This window comes from Pedobacter alluvionis (assembly GCF_003664035.1).
GTDB classification, from domain to species: domain Bacteria; phylum Bacteroidota; class Bacteroidia; order Sphingobacteriales; family Sphingobacteriaceae; genus Pedobacter; species Pedobacter alluvionis.
Genome location: NZ_RCCK01000011.1, coordinates 208,597 through 227,691, shown reverse-complemented (window position 1 = coordinate 227,691; position 19,095 = coordinate 208,597). Strand labels below are relative to the sequence as shown.

The following is a 19,095-nucleotide window of genomic DNA, read 5'->3' as shown; positions in this document are numbered from 1 at the left end:
ATGACATCTTTTCAGCGAAAAACAGGTTTAGGAAGAGGGTTAAGTGCGCTTTTAGATGATAGCGAATCTGCTCATCCGCCGAAACAGCAGGTAAATGCTGTGAGCGAAACCGAGCAGATTGGTAATATCAGTCATGTAAGTTTAACTGAAGTTGAAACCAATCCATACCAGCCCCGTACCGAATTTGACCAGGTAGCATTAAATGAGCTTGCCGATTCGATCAAGATACAGGGTTTAATACAACCCATTACGGTTAGAAAACTTGGCGCAAACAAATACCAGCTCATTTCAGGTGAGCGTAGGTTCAGGGCGTCAAAACTAGCTGGTTTAACACAGATTCCTGCTTACATCCGCAGTGCCAACGATCAACAGATGTTGGAAATGGCCCTGATCGAAAATATTCAGCGCGAAAATTTAAATGCCATTGAAGTAGCATTAAGTTTTCAACGGATGATAGATGAGGTGGGGTTAAAACAAGAACAATTAGGCGAACGTGTAGGTAAAAACCGTACCACGGTGACTAATTACCTGCGTTTGTTAAAACTTCCTCCTGCTATTCAGGCTTCCATCCGCGATCAGAAAATTAGCATGGGGCATGCAAGGGCCTTAATTAATGTTGATGGTGTGGACAAACAGTTGTTTATTCACCAGGAAATTTTAGAAAAAGGCTTATCCGTACGTAAAGTAGAAGAGCTTGTACGTAATCTGCAGCACATACCTTTAAAAGCCGGCGAAAAATCGAAAGAAAAAGCTGTTTCTTTTCAATATCAAAAATTACAGGACGATCTCGCTTCTAAATTTGCTACCCGAGTAAAGTTAAAAGTAACTCAGAATGGTAAAGGAGCGATAGAAATTCCTTTTATGAGCGATGATGACTTAAACCGAATTCTAGAGTTATTAGACTGGTAATGCAAAAGACTAAACTTTTCATACTGGTTGCTGCATTTACATTTTTCCTTGTAAACTTAGCCTCGGCACAGGTTAAGGATACGTTGTTAAAACCTGCAGATACCTCGAAAATTAAATTATCTAAGTCTTTAGATACTGCGGCTAAAAAACCGATGACGAGAAAGGATTCGATGAAAGCCAAGTATGTTAATCCGGGTAAAGTTGCCGGTAGAAAAGCTGTTTTCAGATCGATGATTATACCAGGTTGGGGGCAATTGTATAATATGCAATTGCTAAACGATGGTTATGGTACAAGAGCAGGAAAAAGTCAGTTTTTTCAAAAGCTGTATACCGGCGGCAAAATTGCGGCTATTTATGGTGGGATAACCGTGCTTACCATGTCGTACATCGAAAGTAGCAAACAATATGATTTATCGCTAACAGAATTACAATATCGCGACGCGAATAACGGTCAGCCTGATCCTAACGGTCCTTTTGGTAGCCGTTATTCTACAACAGGCATCACCCAGCGTAAAGATACGTATAGGAGGAATAAACAGATTGTCTTGTTCTCTTACGGTTTGGTTTATTTTGCCAATATAGTAGATGCCTATGTTGCAGCCCGTTTGCATTTCTTCAATATTGACGATAACCTTTCTTTTAAGGTAATGCCATCGATGATTAATACCAATTCGGTATATGGTTTAAATGCAACGCCTGCACTAAAATTATCGTTAACATTTTAAAGCCGAAACCATCGTGAAAATCAATAAAAGGATATTACATTTGAAATTGTGATGATGTGGCAATTAGCTGTTAGGGATAAGGATAAAAAATAAGAACAGAAACTGAAAATAACATAAAGATGAAAATTGCGCTTTTGGGATATGGTAAAATGGGGCAGATTATCGAAAAATTTGCGGTGGAACGTGGCCACGAAATTGTTTTAAAAATAACGATCGATAACCAGGAAGATTTAACCAGACAAAATTTAAAATCAGCTGATGTGGCTATAGATTTTAGTACGCCTGATTCGGTTTTAAAAAATATTGACGCCTGTTTTGATGCCAATGTACCAATAGTTGTGGGTACAACCGGCTGGTATGGCAAACTCCAGGAAGTAAAAAACGATTGCAGCAATAGTAACAATACATTGCTCTACGGGTCTAACTTTAGTATTGGCGTAAACTTATTCTTTAAGCTTAATCAAACTTTGGCAAAGCTGATGAATAACTATCCTGCCTACGAAGTTCAGGTTGAAGAAATACACCATACCCAAAAACTGGATGCGCCAAGTGGTACAGCCATTACGCTTGCAGAAGGGATTGTAGATAACCTGGAAAGAAAACAAGAGTGGTTAAACGAAGTGGTAGGAACTGACGTAGAATTGTTTCCCAAAGCAGAACAATTGTTGATAGAATCGCACAGGATAGAAAATATTCCTGGTACACATACTGTAATTTACAGTAGCGAAGTGGATGAAATAGAAATTAAACACACTGCGCATAATAGGGCTGGTTTTGCTTTAGGTGCTGTGGTAGCAGCAGAGTGGCTGAAAGATAAAAAAGGATTTTTTAATATTACTGATATTTTTGAATAAAGTTGAAAGCGTAAAGCTGAAAGACCAAAGCATAATATAGTCTGTGAAATCACTCAATCTGTGAAATCACACCAAAGGATTACAGATAACAGGTAGCCGATTAAATAAATCGCGAAACCAAAAATAAGATATATGAATTATAAATTCTGGCAACGAAAAAAAGATGCCCCAAAGAAGAAAAAAACTAAAACCCGCGAGTGGGTTGATGCAATTGTTTTTGCAGTAGTGGCTGCAACCATCATCCGCGTATTTTTTATAGAGGCTTATACCATTCCGTCCGGTTCGATGGAGAGATCTTTGCTTATCGGCGATTTCCTTTTTGTGAGTAAAGTGAATTACGGTGCTCGCATCCCGATGACCCCGGTTGCTTTTCCTTTCGCGCATCATACGATGCCTTTAACCACTTCCACCAAAGCTTATTGGGATGGTGTGCAGTGGAAATATCACCGTTTGCCAGGTTTATCTAAAATTAAAAGAAACGATGTAGTGGTATTTAACTTTCCTGAAGGAGATACGGTTGCAGTAGAAAACCAGGCAGAAAGTTATTACGCTTTGGTGCGTAGTATGGGCCGCGAACAGGTGAGGAGCACCTACACAATAGTAGATCGTCCGGTAGATAAACGCGAGAATTTTATTAAGAGGTGTATTGGTATTCCGGGCGATGTAATTTCGATGAGCAATGGTGTTGCCAATGTAAATGGCAAAAATGAGCCTTTAAAGAACACAGGTATGATGCCTTATCGCATCGAGTTTAAAACCATGGACTTTAATTATGCAGCGCTTGATGAATTTAACTTAAATTTAGGTGGTGCACCTGCTATTGCAGATAAGACATACATTTTAGATGCTTCACCAGAAATTGTGGAAAAACTGAAAGCTTTTGATTTTGTGAAATCAGTGACCTTAAGTCCCGATCCTGCCGGAGCCGTTCCGGGTGGCGTTTTTCCAAACGATCCAAACAGGGTTTGGAACAGGGATAACTTTGGTCCTGTTAAAATCCCTTCAAAAGGATGGACCGTGAAAATCGACAGCAATACCATGCCTCTGTATTATAGGGCAATCAGAACTTACGAAGGAAACAAAGTAGAGCAAAAGGCAGGTGTTTGGTATATTAACGATAAGGTTGCCACTACCTATACTTTTAAAATGGATTACTATTGGATGATGGGCGATAACCGCCACAATTCGGCCGATTCGCGTTATTGGGGTTTTGTACCCGAAGATCATATTGTTGGTAAGGCCTTATTTGTTTGGATGAGCTGGGATAGTACTGCATCTTTCCTACATAAAATAAGATGGAGCAGGTTGTTTATGGGAATTCATTAATAAAATATAATTTTTTTAGAAAAAGCTTGCTTTATGCAGGCTTTTTTTTTGCTAAAATTATCTTTTTAAAAAAATTAAAAAGAATAACGCCGTTTTATGTTTTTTTATTAAGTTTGTTATAACTAATCAAACACCAATAATTTATGAATCCCATTATCCAATATAACCATCTGGTATTATAGGAATACCATCAAGCGGAAATCACTTTAATGATCTTATTGCGTTTTAAATCGATTTATCATGAAAATCGAAAATTATTTATGCTATCCAATTTTATTATATCATATTAAATCGTTCAAATTCAAAAAACCAACAAACCCAAACAATTTTATTTAACTAATCTTTTAAACATGAAGAAAATGTACTTTAAATGTTTGAGTGTGCTTTTGCTTACGTTTCTTGCAATTGCAGCTCATGCACAAACTATTATTACGGGAACCGTGAAGGATTCGTCTGGGCCACTGCCAGGGGCGAACGTTTCTGTAAAGGGTACTCAAAAAGCCACACAAACTGATGGAAACGGTAAATTTAGCATCAGCGCTTCGAGTAATGAAACACTTGTTTTCTCTGCTGTAGGTTTCTTACGCCAAGAAATACTGGTTGGTAGTAACAAAAATTTTAATATTTCATTAAAAGAAGATTCAAAATCACTTGAGGAGGTTACAGTAACAACAGGTTTTGGCGTAAAACAACAAACCAGAAAGTTAAGTTATTCAATCCAGGAAGTGAAAGGTGAAGATCTGGTAAGGGCTAACGAGCAGAATATTGTAAATGCTTTGCAAGGTAAGGTTGCTGGTGTGATGATTAATCAGGGCTCTGGTGGCCCTCAATCTTCTTCAAGGATCAGAATCAGGGGTAACTCCTCTTTAAGTCCAAATACACAGCCATTGGTTGTTATTGATGGAGTTCTTATTCAGCCAGGTGTTACGGGTGCAGATTCTTATGGAAACGCACCTCAGGATTTTGGTAATATTATGAAAAACCTTAATGCTGATGATTATGAAAGTATCACTGTTTTGAAAGGTGCAGCAGCAAGCTCACTATATGGCTCAAGGGCTCAAAATGGAGTGCTTTTAATTACCTCTAAGAAAGGTAAAGGCGGCCAAGGTTTAGGTATTTCATTCTCACATACTCAAACCATTGAACAAGCTTACAGAACAATGGATTTACAGAACGAATTTGGTGCAGGTATTAATCCAACTTTTACAAAAGATGCATCAGGTACTCCTGCAGTAGATGGACCTAATTATTTTTGGAGCTTTGGACCTCGGTTTGATGGTAGCCTGGTGAAGGATATTGATGGCAGAATGATCAATTGGAATGCTCAGCCTAATAACCTGTTGGATGCTTATAAATTAGGTAACTATAGCAATTCAAATTTGGCGTTTCAGGGTGGAGATGAAAATGGAACATTCAGGTTGTCTTATTCAAAGTTATATAGCACGGGTATTCTTCCAAACAATAAATTTGATCGTGATGCAATCGATTTTAGGGGATCACGTAAATTTGGTAAAATCTTCGAAATTAACGCTGGTGTTAACTATACAATCAGCAATAGTTATAACCCAGTAAGTCAGTCGAATAATGACAATCCTTTGTTCGCACTTGTATATGGTACTCCAAGAAGTTATGATACCAATTATTGGAAAGATCATTATCTAGATCCGGTTAGAGGTGGACAATTATCTGGTAATGATGATCCTTATGGCTTATCTGGTTTATGGTTTGGCATCTACGAAAAAAATGTTAGGCAACGCGAAAACGTTTTCAGGGGAAATGTAGATGTTAAAGCTAATATTACACCATGGTTAAATGCATTAGTGAGAGGAACTTTAAACCAGGTTAACACAAATGGGGAAACAAAAAATATAGGTAACGGTGTTGGTTTTACTGGTGGTGAATATGCACTAAGTCAATCAAATCAAAAAAGTAGTAGACTACAGTTCTTATTAAACGGTAATAAGAAATTTGGTCAGGATTTTGATTTCAACATGAGTATCGGCGCTGAAACAGCCAGAGACTTTGGAAATAAGTATACTAAAACGAGAACCGACGGCGGTTTAAAGGATCCTGGAAAATTCTTTTTGGGTAATTCTGTAAATAATACGATTGTAGAAAATAGCACAGATGGTAGCCAAAGAACGGATGCAGTATATGCTTATGGCGATCTGACCTATAAAAATATGCTTACCTTAAACTTCAGCGCAAGAAACGATTGGTCATCTACATTAACTTATCCTGACGGCCATGGTGACTACAGTTATACTTATCCTTCAGTGGGTTTAGCCTATGTATTCTCTGAATCATTAAAGAATAAACCTGCTTTTGATTTCCTTTCTTATGGTAAATTAAGGGCCAATTTTGGTTATACAGGTATGGGAACATCGCCATTTACAACCAGTGCAGGTAAATATCAGTTTTTGGGTACTTACACTGATGAGACTGGAAAACAGATGCCTAGATATGGTTACCCAGATTATACTTTGGGAAATCAGGACCTAAAAAATGAATTAACAAAAGAATTTGAATTGGGTACTGAATTGAGGTTTTTTAATGATCGTTTAGGCGTTGATTTTTCATTCTATAAAAAGAATACAACAAATCAAATTTTGTCTTTAGCATTACCTATTGAATCAGGTGTTCAAAAGAAATTATTTAACGCAGGTAATATCCAAAATAAGGGTATCGAAATTTTATTAACGGGTGTGCCGATCAGAACTAAGGAGTTTGAGTGGACTTCTACCATCAATTTTGCAAGAAATAAAAATAAAATTATTTCACTTGCACCTGGCGTAGATTCATACACTTTAGGTTATGCTTTTGGTGCTGATATGACCTCTGTTGCAGTTGCTGGTCAAGAGTATGGTAGCATTTACACTGGTTACGGTTATGCTACTTATCAAGCCACAGATGCACAGGGCAATAACATCGATGATCCTAACAATGGTCAAAAATTGTTAAAAGCCAATGGTAGTTATTTCAGAAGTAGCGATGCGGGGCAGGGTAATAAAAACTTAGGTAGTATGATGGAGAAATTTAATGCAAGTTCTATTAACAACATCCGTTATAAGAATTTTAATTTGGGTTTCCAGATCGATGCTAAAGTGGGTGGTTTATTGGCTTCGGGTACTCATCAATATGGAACCAATTTTGGTGCATTCGAAAGTACTTTGTTTGGCCGTTCTGCTGATTTTGGTGGATTACCAAGAAAAGATGCTCAAGGCAATGTTATTGCCAATGATGGTGTTATTCCAGAAGGGGTTTTTGCTAAAGGAACTCTATTAAATAATGTTAACGTTGGTGGTTTAACATTCCAACAGGCGGTAGATAAAGGATTAGTACAACCGGTTAGTGCGAGGATTTATTATGCCAGACTAACCCAATGGTCTACTGGTATCAGGGAATACTCCACTTTCGAAAATAGCTGGGTTGCGCTAAGAGAAGTTTCGTTAGGTTATACTGTGCCAAAAAGAATTACCGATAAAATTAATTTCAAACAGGTTAATCTTGGCGTAACGGCAAGGAACTTATTCTATATCTATAATAGCCTGCCTGACCATTTAAATCCTGAAGGTTTATTTAGTAATAGTGCCGGTTCTTTCGCCGAATATGGTGGTATGCCGTATGTACGTACATTTGCTTTCTCAGTAAGAGCAGCCTTATAGTAATTTACAGTTAAAGAAATTAAAGAATGAAAACGACAAATAAGATAGCCCTCTTGCTAGTAGCTTTGGTAGGGATTTCAATATCATCATGTAAAAAAGATCAGTTTGTAGAACTGAACACTGATCCATTAAAACTGGATGTGATTACTCCAGAACAGCAGTTTATGAACTCCATTGCGAACATGAATGCTGATCGATTTGAGTGGTACTATGATAATTTTAGGGCCATTATGCCGTGGATGCAAATGACGACCCCTTTAAATGGAAATAGTGTTACTTTTATATCCGATGCCGCAAACTTAAGGAATGTTAGATATGGCACTTTTTATCCAAGAGTAGGAGGTAACTTGGCGGATATGGAACAGCTGATTAAAAAATTACCAGCTGATGAACAGGCTAAAAGAGTATACCAAACAGAAATCGCACGAATTGTTAAAGCATACTATGCTTTTTATGTATCTGATGTAACTGGTAGCATTCCATATACTGAAGCCAACATGGTGAGATATGGGGGGACAGAAACTCCAAAGTATGATACACAACAAGCTTTATTCGATTTATTGGATGCCCAGCTTAAAAATTCGGTAACGGTGCTAAGTACACCACAATCGGTTGGACAGACTTCATTAGGTACAAATGATTTGTTTTATCAGGGTGCTGTTGACAAATGGATTAAAGTAGCCAACTCTACACGCTTACGTATGGCTATGAGATTAATGAAAAGAGATGCAGCTAAAATGAAAACAAAAGTTTTAGAAATCCTTGCCGCGCCGGGTGGTTTAATTAATAGTGCAGCCGATAGTTGGGTTTTTAAGGCCAATGCAACTTATGCTGATGGAGGCGATTGGTCTGCGGCAAATTTAAGGGCTCCAAAACAAGTGGTAGATTTTATGTACACCAATTCAGATCCTCGGATCCGTTTCTTTTACCAGGAAAACTTATTTAGCCAGGAAAATTTCGATGCAGCAAAAGCCCAAAATAAAATTCCTGCTAATGCTGTTTTTGATACCAGAAGATTTTATGGTGTTCCTTCAAGCCCTGATGTTTCATCAAGTCCGGCATTTGCAAACTTCTTTAATAACATCACTATTTCGGTAGTAAGCAATACCGGTCAAAATGTAAATCAAACTATGGATTCTTTATCTTTGCTTCAGCCAAGGCTATTTGCTGCCGGTGAAAACGGAGGTACAGGAATAAATATGTTTCCATTAATTACATATGCTGATGTTTGTTTCATGCGTGCAGAATTAGCTGCTAGAACTGTTACAACAGAATCGGCCGAAGACTGGTATAATAAAGGAGTTGCAGCTTCAATATCTTTTTATGATGATCTGGCCAATAAGGCAAAAATCGTGGATAGAGGTGGCAATTTAAGCTATGTTCCGCTAACAGCTACCGAAATTTCGAATTATATGGCTAAAGCTGACATTAAATATGACGCAGCTAAAGGATTAGATCAGATTATTGGTCAAGCTTATTTAGACTTCTTTAAACAGCCTAATGAAGCTTGGGCTATTTATAAAAGAACAGGTATGCCTAATTCAACTACGGTACTCAAATTAGAGAAAATAATAGCTAGTGGAACAGAACAGGTTATTCCAAGAAGAGCAAGTTTGCCATTCCCTGCACCAACCAATTTAAACTATCAGAATATTGTTGATGCTTACAAATTGATGCAGGCTGATCCCGATTTCGGTCAAGGACCAAGCGATATCACCGGAAGAGTTTGGTGGGACAAAAAATAAAAATTTATTTATATAAATTAACGGAACTCCTAATGTAATTTAGGAGTTCTTTTTGTATTATGAAATTACTTATAACCTTAGCTTTTATAATTTTTTGTGTTCAAACAAATTCTTTTGGGCAGGTTGCCTTACCCAATAAATTGCTTTGGGAGCAAATTAATACTAGCAGTATTGTTGATGTAAACGGTAAAAAGGCGGTTGTATTAAAAAAGAATACTGCATTTATATTTATCTCGCCAGAATGCCCTCTCTGCAAAAATTACATGCTTACATTAAATGAACTAGCTAAAAAATATCCTCAGGTTAATGTTGTTGGAGTTGTGCCCGGAAAAAGTTATACGCTACCAGATATCAGGCAATTTGCTGATGACTATAAAGCTGTCTTTGATATTTATTTAGATAAGAATAAAACATTAACAAAAGTTTTGAAGGCCAAAGTTACGCCGGAAGCAATTGTGATAGATGAAAGGGGAAACATGAGGTATAAAGGCTTAATAGACAACTGGCAGGCAAAACTTGGTGTGAAAAGAAAAGTCATTACAGACCATTATTTAGATGATGTCCTTAACCAAATAAATACACCGAGTTATAAATATATGGAAACTGCTCCTGTAGGCTGCCTTATCAACGATCTTTAGTATGTTTAATAAAATTATTATTGTCTTATTATTTTGCTGTTATTTTAAAAATTCATACAGTCAAAAAGTTGCTTACCATGAGCACATTGCGCCAATAATCCGTAGTAAATGCGCGCCTTGTCACCGTCCGGGAGAGGCCGGTCCATTTTCATTATTAACCTATGCTGATGTTGCCAAAAGAACTTCATTTATAAGAGATGTTGTGTCTTCAGGGTTTATGCCTCCCTGGAAGCCCGATAATCACTACCGTTTGTTTGCGAATGACCGGTCTTTAACTGACAGCGAAAAGAAAACCATTATAAGCTGGATAGATAATAAGGCTCCGGAAGGAGTGAGTAAAAATAGCGAAGCAGAAACCAACAAGCTTATCTCAGGAACTCAATACTCAAGAAAACCTGACATTACATTGAAAGTTAAAAAAGCATTTGTTGTTAAGGGAGATAATGAAGAAAGATTCATTGTATTTAAAATTCCATTCGAAATGACCGCTGCAAAAAATGTTGCGGCAATGGAATTTGTTTCTGCCAATAAGAAAATCATCCACCATGCTAACTTTGCTATACATCCGGTGGCTGATAATATAGATATTAATCAGGCTGCAGATTTTGTAAATCTAACCGACGATTCTAGAATTAATTACGATCAATATTTGCTGTTTAAAAAAGAAATGACCTACTATGGTGGTTGGATACCCGGCACCTCCTTTGAGTCTTATCCTGCCGATTTAGGTTGGGTTATGCCAAAGAGAGGAGTTGTTTTACTAACTGTTCATTATGCCCCCCTTGCTAAAGATGAGGAAGATATATCAGGTATAAATCTTTTTTTTAAAGAAACGCCAATTAAGCGGGTAGTAAATGTAGTGAGTTTAGGGTCTGGTGGAGTTGGGGAAAGTTCTATCGACCCTTATTTTATGATCCAGGCCGATTCTGTAAAAAAATTTAATCTTAAAATTTTAACTCCTCAGGATCAGTCTTTGTTGTATATATGGCCCCATATGCATTTGTTAGGTAAAAGCTTTAAATCTTATGCTGTTACGGCTGCTGGTGATACCATTAAACTGATATCCATCCCTTCCTGGGATTTTAGATGGCAAGAAATATATCGATTTAATAAGTTAATTAAAGTTCCTAAAGGATCGGTACTTACCATAGAAGGTACATATGATAATACAAAGGATAATCCAAGTAATCCCAATAACCCTCCAAAAATGGTATTTTCTGCAAACGACATGAAATCTACAGACGAAATGCTTACTATGTTACTGATATTTCTAAAATATGAAGAAGGTGATGAAAATAAAAGCCTTGATATTTTAGAAAGCCAAAAAAAATAATTAGAAGGAAACTTCAAATGGCAATAGCTTTATTGCAAAAAAAGACAAGTACAAATAAAACTAGCCTTCTGATCTATTATTAAGCATAAATATGTTTTTTTAGTTAAATTTCTGTTATCTGTAAAAATGTATGGAATGCCTCTTTAAAGCATGATCAAATTGATACTTGTAAATGATGATCAGTTATTTATGCTATTGTACTTTAAATTATCTTAAAAACCGGCAATCAACTTTCATATTTTTTTAGTTTAAAAGATTTAATCTATCTTTTTAATTTTTTTAAAAAGATTGCTTTTCTTTTCTTTTTTTTATAGGTTTATAAACCAAATCAAAGAAATGTCAGCAACTACTAAGAAAGCGCAACGATTAAGGGCCGACATCATCAAGCTGCTTTATTATGAAAAAAAATCATCGCTCACCGATTTAAGTAAACGTACCAAAAAAAGCTTGCCTTTAATTACTTCTACTGTAAATACTTTAATAGAAGATGGATTAATAATAGAGCAGGGATTGGCACCATCTACCGGAGGCCGTCGCCCTTTAAATTTTTTATTAAATCCCGATTACAAAAGGTACATCATAGCCGTGGCCATGGATCAGTTAACTAGTCAGTTAACTATATACGATCTGTCCAATAACCAGATTTTGCCAACGCAGCTAATCGATTTAGATATGACCGAGCGTAAAAGTGCCGATACTTTAATTGAATTTATTGACCGTTGCATCAAGAAATCAACAATCGATAAAGAAAATTTATTGGGAATTGGTATTGGTATGCCGGGTTTTGTGAATGCAGAAAAGGGAATGAACTATTCCTTTATGCAAATTGAAAACGATATAAGCCTGCAAGATTATCTCGCTAAAAAATTAAGTTTACCTGTTTATATAGAGAACGACTCGAGTTTGATTGCCTTAGCTGAATTAAATTTTGGTGAAGCAAGAAATTTAAAAGATGTACTAGTTGTTAACATTGGCTGGGGTACAGGTTTGGGGATGATTATTAATGGCAAACTATACCGGGGTAGTAGTGGTTACGCCGGCGAATTTAGCCATATCCCTTTATCTAATTCAAATACCTTATGCTCTTGTGGTAAGCGAGGATGCCTTGAAGTTGAAACCTCTCTTTTGGTGATGGTTCAAAAGGCAGAATCAGCGGTAAAAAATGGAGAAGAAACGAGCTTGAAAGCCCTTTTTAATGACAAAAGTAAAAGTCATGTAGATCATTTTTTAAATGCAGTTGTAAAACAAGATCCTGTAGCCATTTCTATATTAGCTGATGCCGCATTTCAGATAGGTAAAGGATTAGCCACTTTAATCCATATTATGAATCCGGAACGGATTGTATTAAGTGGCCGTGGTGCAAAAGCAGGGAAAATGCTGCTCCCTCCCATACAACAGGCTATTAACGAGTTTTGTATACCAAGAGTGGCCGAACAGACGGAAATTAAGTTATCTACATTAACCGATGAGGCTGAACTATTGGCAGCAGCTAGCTTGATGGTAGAAAATAGCTTATTTGAATAATTAAAACCAAGCAAACAAATGATATCTTTAACTAACTCCCGAGATTATGAGCCAATAAAAAAAGAATAATTAAACCAAATTTGAATCATCTCTTAACTAACAATAACCTAAACAAATTATGAAAAAAATGTACTTAAAGTGCTTAAGTTACTTATGCATCTACCATCTGCAACAGATTACCATTTCCTGACGATGAAAAAACCAATAATGCGACAATTTTTCTGCTGTTGGTGGCAATGTAGGTTCAGAAGTTCAGATTCAAAAGAAAGTTTTTGGATGCCTTATTTGCATAGCTAGCTATTTGATTACACACAATGTCCCGGCCAATTTTTGTTAGGGATTTTTACAACCTCATTATGAAACTAAAAATTTACTTTCTTTTTTGTTTTGTGCTGTTTGCGGTGAATTCGTTTGCCCAGCAGAACGACATTATGCCTCAATCTGAGATTTATGAATGGCCACAAGATGAGGCAGTAAAAAAGAAACTCGATACCTGGCAAGACCAAAAGTTTGGAATGATTATTCACTGGGGGCTTTACGTTGTTCCAGGGATTATAGAATCCTGGTCCATCTGCTCTGAAGACTGGATCGAAAGGGATAGCACTATTAAATACGAAGATTATAAAAAATGGTATTGGGGCCAGAGCGAAAAATTTAACCCAACAAAATTCAATCCTGAGCAATGGGCAAAGGCAGGTAAGGATGCTGGAATGAAATACCTGGTTTTTACCACCAAACATCACGATGGCTTCGCTATGTTTGATACCAAAGAAAGCGATTTCAGCATTGCAAAAGGTCCATTTGCCAACAACCCTAAAAAAGATGTTGCTAAATATGTATTCGATGCTTTCCGTAAGGAAAATTTTATGATCGGTGCTTATTTTTCTAAGCCTGACTGGCATTCTCAATACTATTGGTGGGACAAATACGCTACTGCAGATAGAAATAACAATTACGATATCAGAAAAAATCCGTGGCGTTGGAATATGTTCAAAAGTTATACCCAAAACCAGATTGGCGAGTTGATGAACAATTACGGAAGCATTGATATTTTATGGTTAGATGGTGGCTGGGTTCGTCCAAGGGCTAGTGTAAACAAAGAAGTGCTTTCCTGGGGGGCGCCAATTCCGGAATGGAGTCAGGATATTGATATGCCTAAGATTGCCGCTGATGCCAGAAAAGTACAGCCTGGTTTAATTGTGGTGGATAGAACGGTACATGGCCAGTTTGAAAACTACCAAACCCCTGAACAGAAAATCCCTGAAAAGCAATTGGATTACCCATGGGAAAGTTGCATGACCTTGGGGGGCGCCTGGGGTTTTGTACCCAACGATCAATATAAATCGGCAGGAGAAGTGGTTCATAAATTGGTAGAAATTGTGGCCAAAGGCGGAAGTTTACTTTTAGGTATTGGGCCAAAAGCTGATGGAACGCTGCCTGATAATGTGATTACCAGATTAGAGGAAATTGGGAAGTGGACCAGCAAAAACGGCGTAGCCATATACGGAACAAGGATTACCAAAAACTACCATGATGGACAGAACTGGTTTACGCAAAGTAAAGATGGTAAAACTATTTACGGCATCAGTTTAATTAACAATACGACAAACAAGGAAATTTCATGGCAAGGAAGTATGCCTAAAAAAGGAAGTCTCATTACCATTTTAGGTACCAACCAAAAGGTAAAATGGACATTGAAAGACGGTAAGGTACACTTCAATTTCCCTAAAACAGAGGAGAAAATAGCTTTGACTTTTTCTTTTACACCCGAAACTAATTAGCAATGCCGAAATCAATAAAATACTTATACTTATTGCCCACACTTTTTTTCTCTTGCGGCCTTTTTGCTCAGGTTAAAAAAGGGCAGGTTTTACCTTATAAAAATCCAAAATTAGGTATCGATTTAAGGGTAAGAGACCTGATTTCGAGAATGACACCTGAAGAGAAATTCTGGCAGTTGTTTATGATTCCAGGCGATGTAACCGAAAAGAACAAAGATCAGTTTAAGCAGGGTATTTTTGGTTTGCAGGTAAGTGCAGCTGCACAAGGAAGTGGTAATGCACAACAGATGTTGACTTACAATACCTCCGAAGACGGACTTTCTTTGGCTAAAAAGGTAAATAAGATTCAAAAATACTTTATTGAGGAAACCCGTTTGGGCATTCCAATCATTCCATTTGATGAGGCTTTACACGGTTTGGTTAGGCAAGGTGCTACGGCCTTCCCGCAATCAATTGGTTTGGCTGCAAGTTTCGATACGACTTTAGTGGCCAAAATCGGTACCGCTATTGCAAATGAGGCTAGGGCACGTGGCTTGAGAGATCTTTTGGCGCCTGTAATCAATATGGCAACAGATGTAAGATGGGGCAGGGTAGAAGAAACTTATGGAGAAGATCCATATTTAACAATTGTGCTGGGACATGCTTTTATGAATGCCATAGAAAGGCAGAATATCATTGTTACACCAAAGCATCTTATTGCCAATGTAGGCGATGGTGGACGCGATAGTTATCCTATTGAAATGGATAAACACTTTTTAGAAGAAATCCACTTTCCAGCATTTAAAGACGGAGTTAAAAATGTGGGTATACGTTCAATAATGACTTCCTATAATAGTGTTTTTGGTACGCCTGCAACTTCTAATAAATGGTTGCTTACCACGAAACTGAAAACGGAATGGGGCTTTAAGGGCTTCGTGATTTCTGATGCAGGTGCAGTTGGAGGTGCCAATGTTTTACATTTTACGGCCAAAGATTATAAAGATGCCACAGCACAATCAATTAACGCAGGTCTTGATGTAATCTTCCAGGTAGATTATAACCATTACAAACTTTTTCTACCTGCATTTTTAGATGGTAGCATTCCAAAATCGAGAATAGATGATGCATTGTCAAGGGTTCTGAAAGCTAAATTTGAGCTGGGTCTGTTTGAGCATCCTTACGTGGATGAAAGTATTGCTGAAAAGATGTTAAGCGATCAAAGTAATCGTAATCTGGCCAAAGAAGCGGCTTTAAAATCTTTTGTATTGCTAAAAAATGATAACAATACACTTCCGTTAAAAAGTGCAAAACAGATCCTACTGGTAGGCGAAGACGCCATTGAAGCCAGATTAGGTGGCTATAGCGGTACTGGAAACAATAAGATAAATATATTGGACGGCTTAAAAAACGCAGTAGCCAATAACGTTAAGGTTAATTATGTAAAAGGCAGTAGCCGGGAACTGCAGTCTTATATTCCTATAGATAGCCAGTTTCTTTCTGTCAATCAGAAAGCTGGATTAATGGGAAGTTATTATAAAGGGCTTCACTTCTCCGGGAAACCCGTTAAAGAAGTAAATGATAAGGCAGTTAATTTCAGTTGGACATTATACCCACCAGATGACCAGCTTCAAGTGGATGATTATTCCGTGAGTTGGGCCGGTAAAATTAAGGTGCCGCAGAATGCTGATGTTAATATCGGATTAGAGGGGAACGATGGTTACCGATTATATTTGGAAGACCAATTGATGATTGATAACTGGGACAAAAAGTCTTTCAGTACCAAGACAGTTCCGTTTCATTTCGGGAAAAATAAGGAGTATGCCATTAAGGTTGAATTTTTTGAACCTAAAGGCAATGGTAAAATCAAACTGATTTGGGATTATAATATCAGGAAATCAAACGAAATAGCCGACGCAGTCGCTGAGGCAAAAAATAACGATGCAATTGTATTCGTTGCAGGTATAAAAGAAGGAGAATTTTTGGATCGGGCAATGTTAAATTTGCCAGGCAACCAGGAGTTGTTACTGGAAGAACTCGCAAAAACCGGGAAGCCTATTGTTGTGGTATTAACCGGCGGAAGTGCTATCAATATGCAACCCTGGTTAAATAAAGTAAATGCAGTTTTAAACGTGTGGTACCCAGGCGAAGCAGGGGGAGCTGCCGTTGCCGATATCTTGCTCGGAAAAGCAAATCCATCAGGTAAACTTCCAATTACTTACCCGATTGACGAATCGCAGTTGCCTTTGGTTTACAACCACAAACCCACTGGAAGAGGCGATGATTATAACAACTTAAGTGGCGAACCACTTTTTCCATTTGGATATGGATTAAGTTATACCAATTTTTCTTACAACAATTTAAAGTTTAACCACAAAAGTATTACTAAAAATGAAACCGCTACTGTAAGCTTCGAACTTAAAAATACTGGCAATTACGATGGTGAAGAAGTAGTGCAGTTGTACATGAGACCTTTGTTAAGCAAATTGGCTCAACCTGTCCTTGCACTGAGGGCTTTCCAGAGGATACATTTAAAGGTTGGTGAAACAAAGATAGTTTCATTTAAGCTAGATAAAGAGGTGTTGCAAACACTCAATATTAATAACGTATGGGAAGTAGCTCCTGGGGAATACAGAATTATGATTGGATCATCAAGTAAGGCACTTTATTTAAAAGATAACTTAACCGTTAAGCCTTAAAAAATACCTTCTACAGTTTGGTATAAACGATATCATTAATAGTTGCCGCAGATTCTGGTTAAATCTGCGGCTTTTTTGTTTTTCGTCATTCCTATATGCGCTTTCTAACGTATTATGTTTAAGATTTTGCATCCTGCAAAACTCATTGAGCTAAGATGTCTAAGGTAGTCGTAAAAATTAAAGACTATGCAGGTTAATTAACCACCTTAGACACCTAAGAACATCTAATTCATTAAATAATCCTTTAGGCTTTCACACCATATAACGACATGTAAGCTTATATGGTTCTTAAATGTCTTATATGGTCAAAAAAATAACACTAAATATCAGTTGTTTACATAAACGTCATTATAAGGAGGAACGACGAAGCAATCCTACAACTTTCGCTACTAGCGAGCGCATTAAGATTATTCATCTGTGCAGTTGTTTTTAAAGGCATTTATGAGCTCGCTTTGTTCGGTTATCTTCGTGCCTCGCAATGACGACTTTTCTATTGAAATCTGTCGTTCGTAATTTATTTCAGGATCTAATATCAAAGCTGTAAAATGAATGATAAATTCGATTGGATGTTTTTTGCCACGGAAACACGGAAAACACGAAATTTCCATGCGGTCGTCATCTTGAGGGGTAATTTATTGTATAATAATCAATATGAATGACGGATTTTTTAGCAAATTATAGGCTGTGAGGAATCGTCATTCCCAACTTGATTGGGAATCGTAATGCAGGCGCTTTAAGATTCCCGCCTGCGCGAGAATGACGATCAGTCTATTGGCGTTTGTCATCCTGAGCGTAGTCGAAGGATCTTTAACCTAACTCAGCTATCCCCAATTTCAAAGCAAGTTCATTCAGATCCTTTACCACAACATCGATTAATGGAATACCACTGATCTTCCTTTCCTGCTCAAATTCATGCTCCGGTTCGCCTGGGATGATTACCTTTTTATCAGGATCTATTGTTTTTGCGCTTTTAAAGCGATCTATCCAATTATCTAAATGATCTTTGAAGTCTGCGGCTGGTCTAAAACCATCTACACGCATAGCGCCTAAAAAGTGACCAAGTCCTTCGCCAACCGGATTTGCCGATGGCTCTAGAAAAGCCACAAAAGGCGGCACCCAAGGGCCGTAATTTGCGCCGGATAACACTGCTGATAAAATGTCGACAGTAGCACTTAACCCATAGCCTTTATGGCTGCCGTGATCTTTATCGCTTCCCAAAGGCAAAAGCGAACCGCCGTTTTTTAATTCGTTAGGATCGGTAGAGTGTTCACCGCTTTTATCCTGAACCCAGCCATCAGGAATGCTTTTATTTGCTCTTTGAGCAATTTCTAACTTTCCATTAGCAGCAGCGGCGGTGGCCATATCCACAACTACGGGCGGATATTTTCCTGCCGGGAAAGCATAACACATGGGATTGGTACCCAATAAACGTTCATTGGCATAAGTAGGTGCAACCAAGGGGCTGGCATTGGTCATACTGATGCCGATCATATCTTTTTCTACCGCCATTAAAGCATGATAACCGGCAATTCCAAAATGATTGGAGTTTTTAACTGAAACCCATCCGCTACCATATTTTTCAGCTTTTTCGATGGCGACCTTCATTGCGAAAGGTGCAACCACTAAGCCTAAACCTGCATCGCCGTCTATAGTGGCAGTAGTTGGTGTTTCATGTACGATTTTAATATCAGGCGTGGCGTTGATCCTTTGCTTTTCCCAAAGACGTACGTAGCCACTTAATCGCGCAACGCCGTGCGAGTCGATCCCCCTTAAGTCTGAGCGAATCAATACATCGGTTGCTAAATCGGCATGCTCATCAGAACAGCCCATTTTTTTAAAAACATTATAAGTAAAAGCCCTAAGGTTCGTTTCGGTAAAAGTAATGAAGGTCATGTTAGTATTAAGTGTCAAGATTTGATC

12 protein-coding genes are annotated in these 19,095 nt (G+C 37.7%); 11 read left to right on the top strand and 1 reads right to left on the bottom strand.

Going from position 1 to position 19,095, the window contains the following annotated elements; translation table 11 throughout:
• The 11 genes from BCL90_RS08730 to BCL90_RS08680 all read left to right on the top strand — a co-directional run bounded on the left by BCL90_RS08730 (position 1) and on the right by BCL90_RS08680 (position 17,175).
• Positions 1–909, top strand: a complete 909-nt coding sequence (locus BCL90_RS08730; protein WP_121283647.1) for a ParB/RepB/Spo0J family partition protein — start codon at positions 1–3, stop codon at positions 907–909.
• Positions 909–1,634: a DUF5683 domain-containing protein gene (locus BCL90_RS08725; protein WP_121283646.1), complete on the top strand. Its 726-nt coding sequence runs from the start codon at positions 909–911 to the stop codon at positions 1,632–1,634. The genes BCL90_RS08730 and BCL90_RS08725 overlap by 1 nt, the downstream gene beginning before the upstream one ends.
• 119 nt (positions 1,635–1,753) lie before the next feature.
• Positions 1,754–2,488, top strand: coding sequence for a 4-hydroxy-tetrahydrodipicolinate reductase (dapB, locus tag BCL90_RS08720; RefSeq protein WP_121283645.1), 735 nt, complete (start codon positions 1,754–1,756; stop codon positions 2,486–2,488).
• 132 nt (positions 2,489–2,620) lie between these two features.
• Complete coding sequence (lepB, locus tag BCL90_RS08715) at positions 2,621–3,814, top strand: signal peptidase I (RefSeq protein WP_121283644.1); 1,194 nt, start codon at positions 2,621–2,623, stop codon at positions 3,812–3,814.
• 350 nt (positions 3,815–4,164) lie between these two features.
• Complete coding sequence (locus BCL90_RS08710) at positions 4,165–7,479, top strand: SusC/RagA family TonB-linked outer membrane protein (protein ID WP_208529795.1); 3,315 nt, start codon at positions 4,165–4,167, stop codon at positions 7,477–7,479.
• 26 nt (positions 7,480–7,505) lie between these two features.
• Positions 7,506–9,224, top strand: a complete 1,719-nt coding sequence (locus BCL90_RS08705; RefSeq protein WP_121283643.1) for a SusD/RagB family nutrient-binding outer membrane lipoprotein — start codon at positions 7,506–7,508, stop codon at positions 9,222–9,224.
• Positions 9,225–9,283: 59 nt separating this feature from the next.
• Entirely contained in the window at positions 9,284–9,862 is a 579-nt protein-coding gene (locus BCL90_RS08700) for a redoxin domain-containing protein (protein ID WP_121283642.1), read from the top strand.
• A gap of 331 nt (positions 9,863–10,193) precedes the next feature.
• The gene (locus tag BCL90_RS08695) at positions 10,194–11,195 is read left to right on the top strand and encodes a cytochrome c (RefSeq protein WP_208529796.1); all 1,002 of its coding nucleotides are present in this window, start codon (positions 10,194–10,196) and stop codon (positions 11,193–11,195) included.
• Between the two features lie 336 nt (positions 11,196–11,531).
• Complete coding sequence (locus BCL90_RS08690) at positions 11,532–12,719, top strand: ROK family protein (RefSeq protein WP_121283640.1); 1,188 nt, start codon at positions 11,532–11,534, stop codon at positions 12,717–12,719.
• A 356-nt stretch (positions 12,720–13,075) separates the two neighbouring features.
• Positions 13,076–14,500: an alpha-L-fucosidase gene (locus tag BCL90_RS08685; protein WP_121284566.1), complete on the top strand. Its 1,425-nt coding sequence runs from the start codon at positions 13,076–13,078 to the stop codon at positions 14,498–14,500.
• A gap of 2 nt (positions 14,501–14,502) precedes the next feature.
• Positions 14,503–17,175: a glycoside hydrolase family 3 C-terminal domain-containing protein gene (locus BCL90_RS08680; protein ID WP_121283639.1), complete on the top strand. Its 2,673-nt coding sequence runs from the start codon at positions 14,503–14,505 to the stop codon at positions 17,173–17,175.
• An 807-nt stretch (positions 17,176–17,982) separates the two neighbouring features.
• Here BCL90_RS08680 and BCL90_RS08675 read toward each other — a convergent pair.
• Positions 17,983–19,068, bottom strand: coding sequence for an Ldh family oxidoreductase (locus tag BCL90_RS08675; RefSeq protein WP_121283638.1), 1,086 nt, complete (start codon positions 19,066–19,068; stop codon positions 17,983–17,985).
• Between the last annotated feature and the right edge of the window lie 27 nt (positions 19,069–19,095).

What these genes read in the sequence shown, in the direction of transcription:
- BCL90_RS08730 (WP_121283647.1), top strand. Translation starts at nt 1, where the DNA reads ATGACATCTTTTCAGCGAAAAACAGGTTTAGGAAGAGGGTTAAGTGCG.
- BCL90_RS08685 (WP_121284566.1), top strand. Translation starts at nt 13,076, where the DNA reads ATGAAACTAAAAATTTACTTTCTTTTTTGTTTTGTGCTGTTTGCGGTG.
- lepB (WP_121283644.1), top strand. Translation starts at nt 2,621, where the DNA reads ATGAATTATAAATTCTGGCAACGAAAAAAAGATGCCCCAAAGAAGAAA.
- dapB (WP_121283645.1), top strand. Translation starts at nt 1,754, where the DNA reads ATGAAAATTGCGCTTTTGGGATATGGTAAAATGGGGCAGATTATCGAA.
- BCL90_RS08725 (WP_121283646.1), top strand. Translation starts at nt 909, where the DNA reads ATGCAAAAGACTAAACTTTTCATACTGGTTGCTGCATTTACATTTTTC.
- BCL90_RS08710 (WP_208529795.1), top strand. Translation starts at nt 4,165, where the DNA reads ATGAAGAAAATGTACTTTAAATGTTTGAGTGTGCTTTTGCTTACGTTT.
- BCL90_RS08680 (WP_121283639.1), top strand. Translation starts at nt 14,503, where the DNA reads ATGCCGAAATCAATAAAATACTTATACTTATTGCCCACACTTTTTTTC.
- BCL90_RS08705 (WP_121283643.1), top strand. Translation starts at nt 7,506, where the DNA reads ATGAAAACGACAAATAAGATAGCCCTCTTGCTAGTAGCTTTGGTAGGG.
- BCL90_RS08690 (WP_121283640.1), top strand. Translation starts at nt 11,532, where the DNA reads ATGTCAGCAACTACTAAGAAAGCGCAACGATTAAGGGCCGACATCATC.
- BCL90_RS08700 (WP_121283642.1), top strand. Translation starts at nt 9,284, where the DNA reads ATGAAATTACTTATAACCTTAGCTTTTATAATTTTTTGTGTTCAAACA.
- BCL90_RS08675 (WP_121283638.1), bottom strand. Translation starts at nt 19,068, where the DNA reads ATGACCTTCATTACTTTTACCGAAACGAACCTTAGGGCTTTTACTTAT.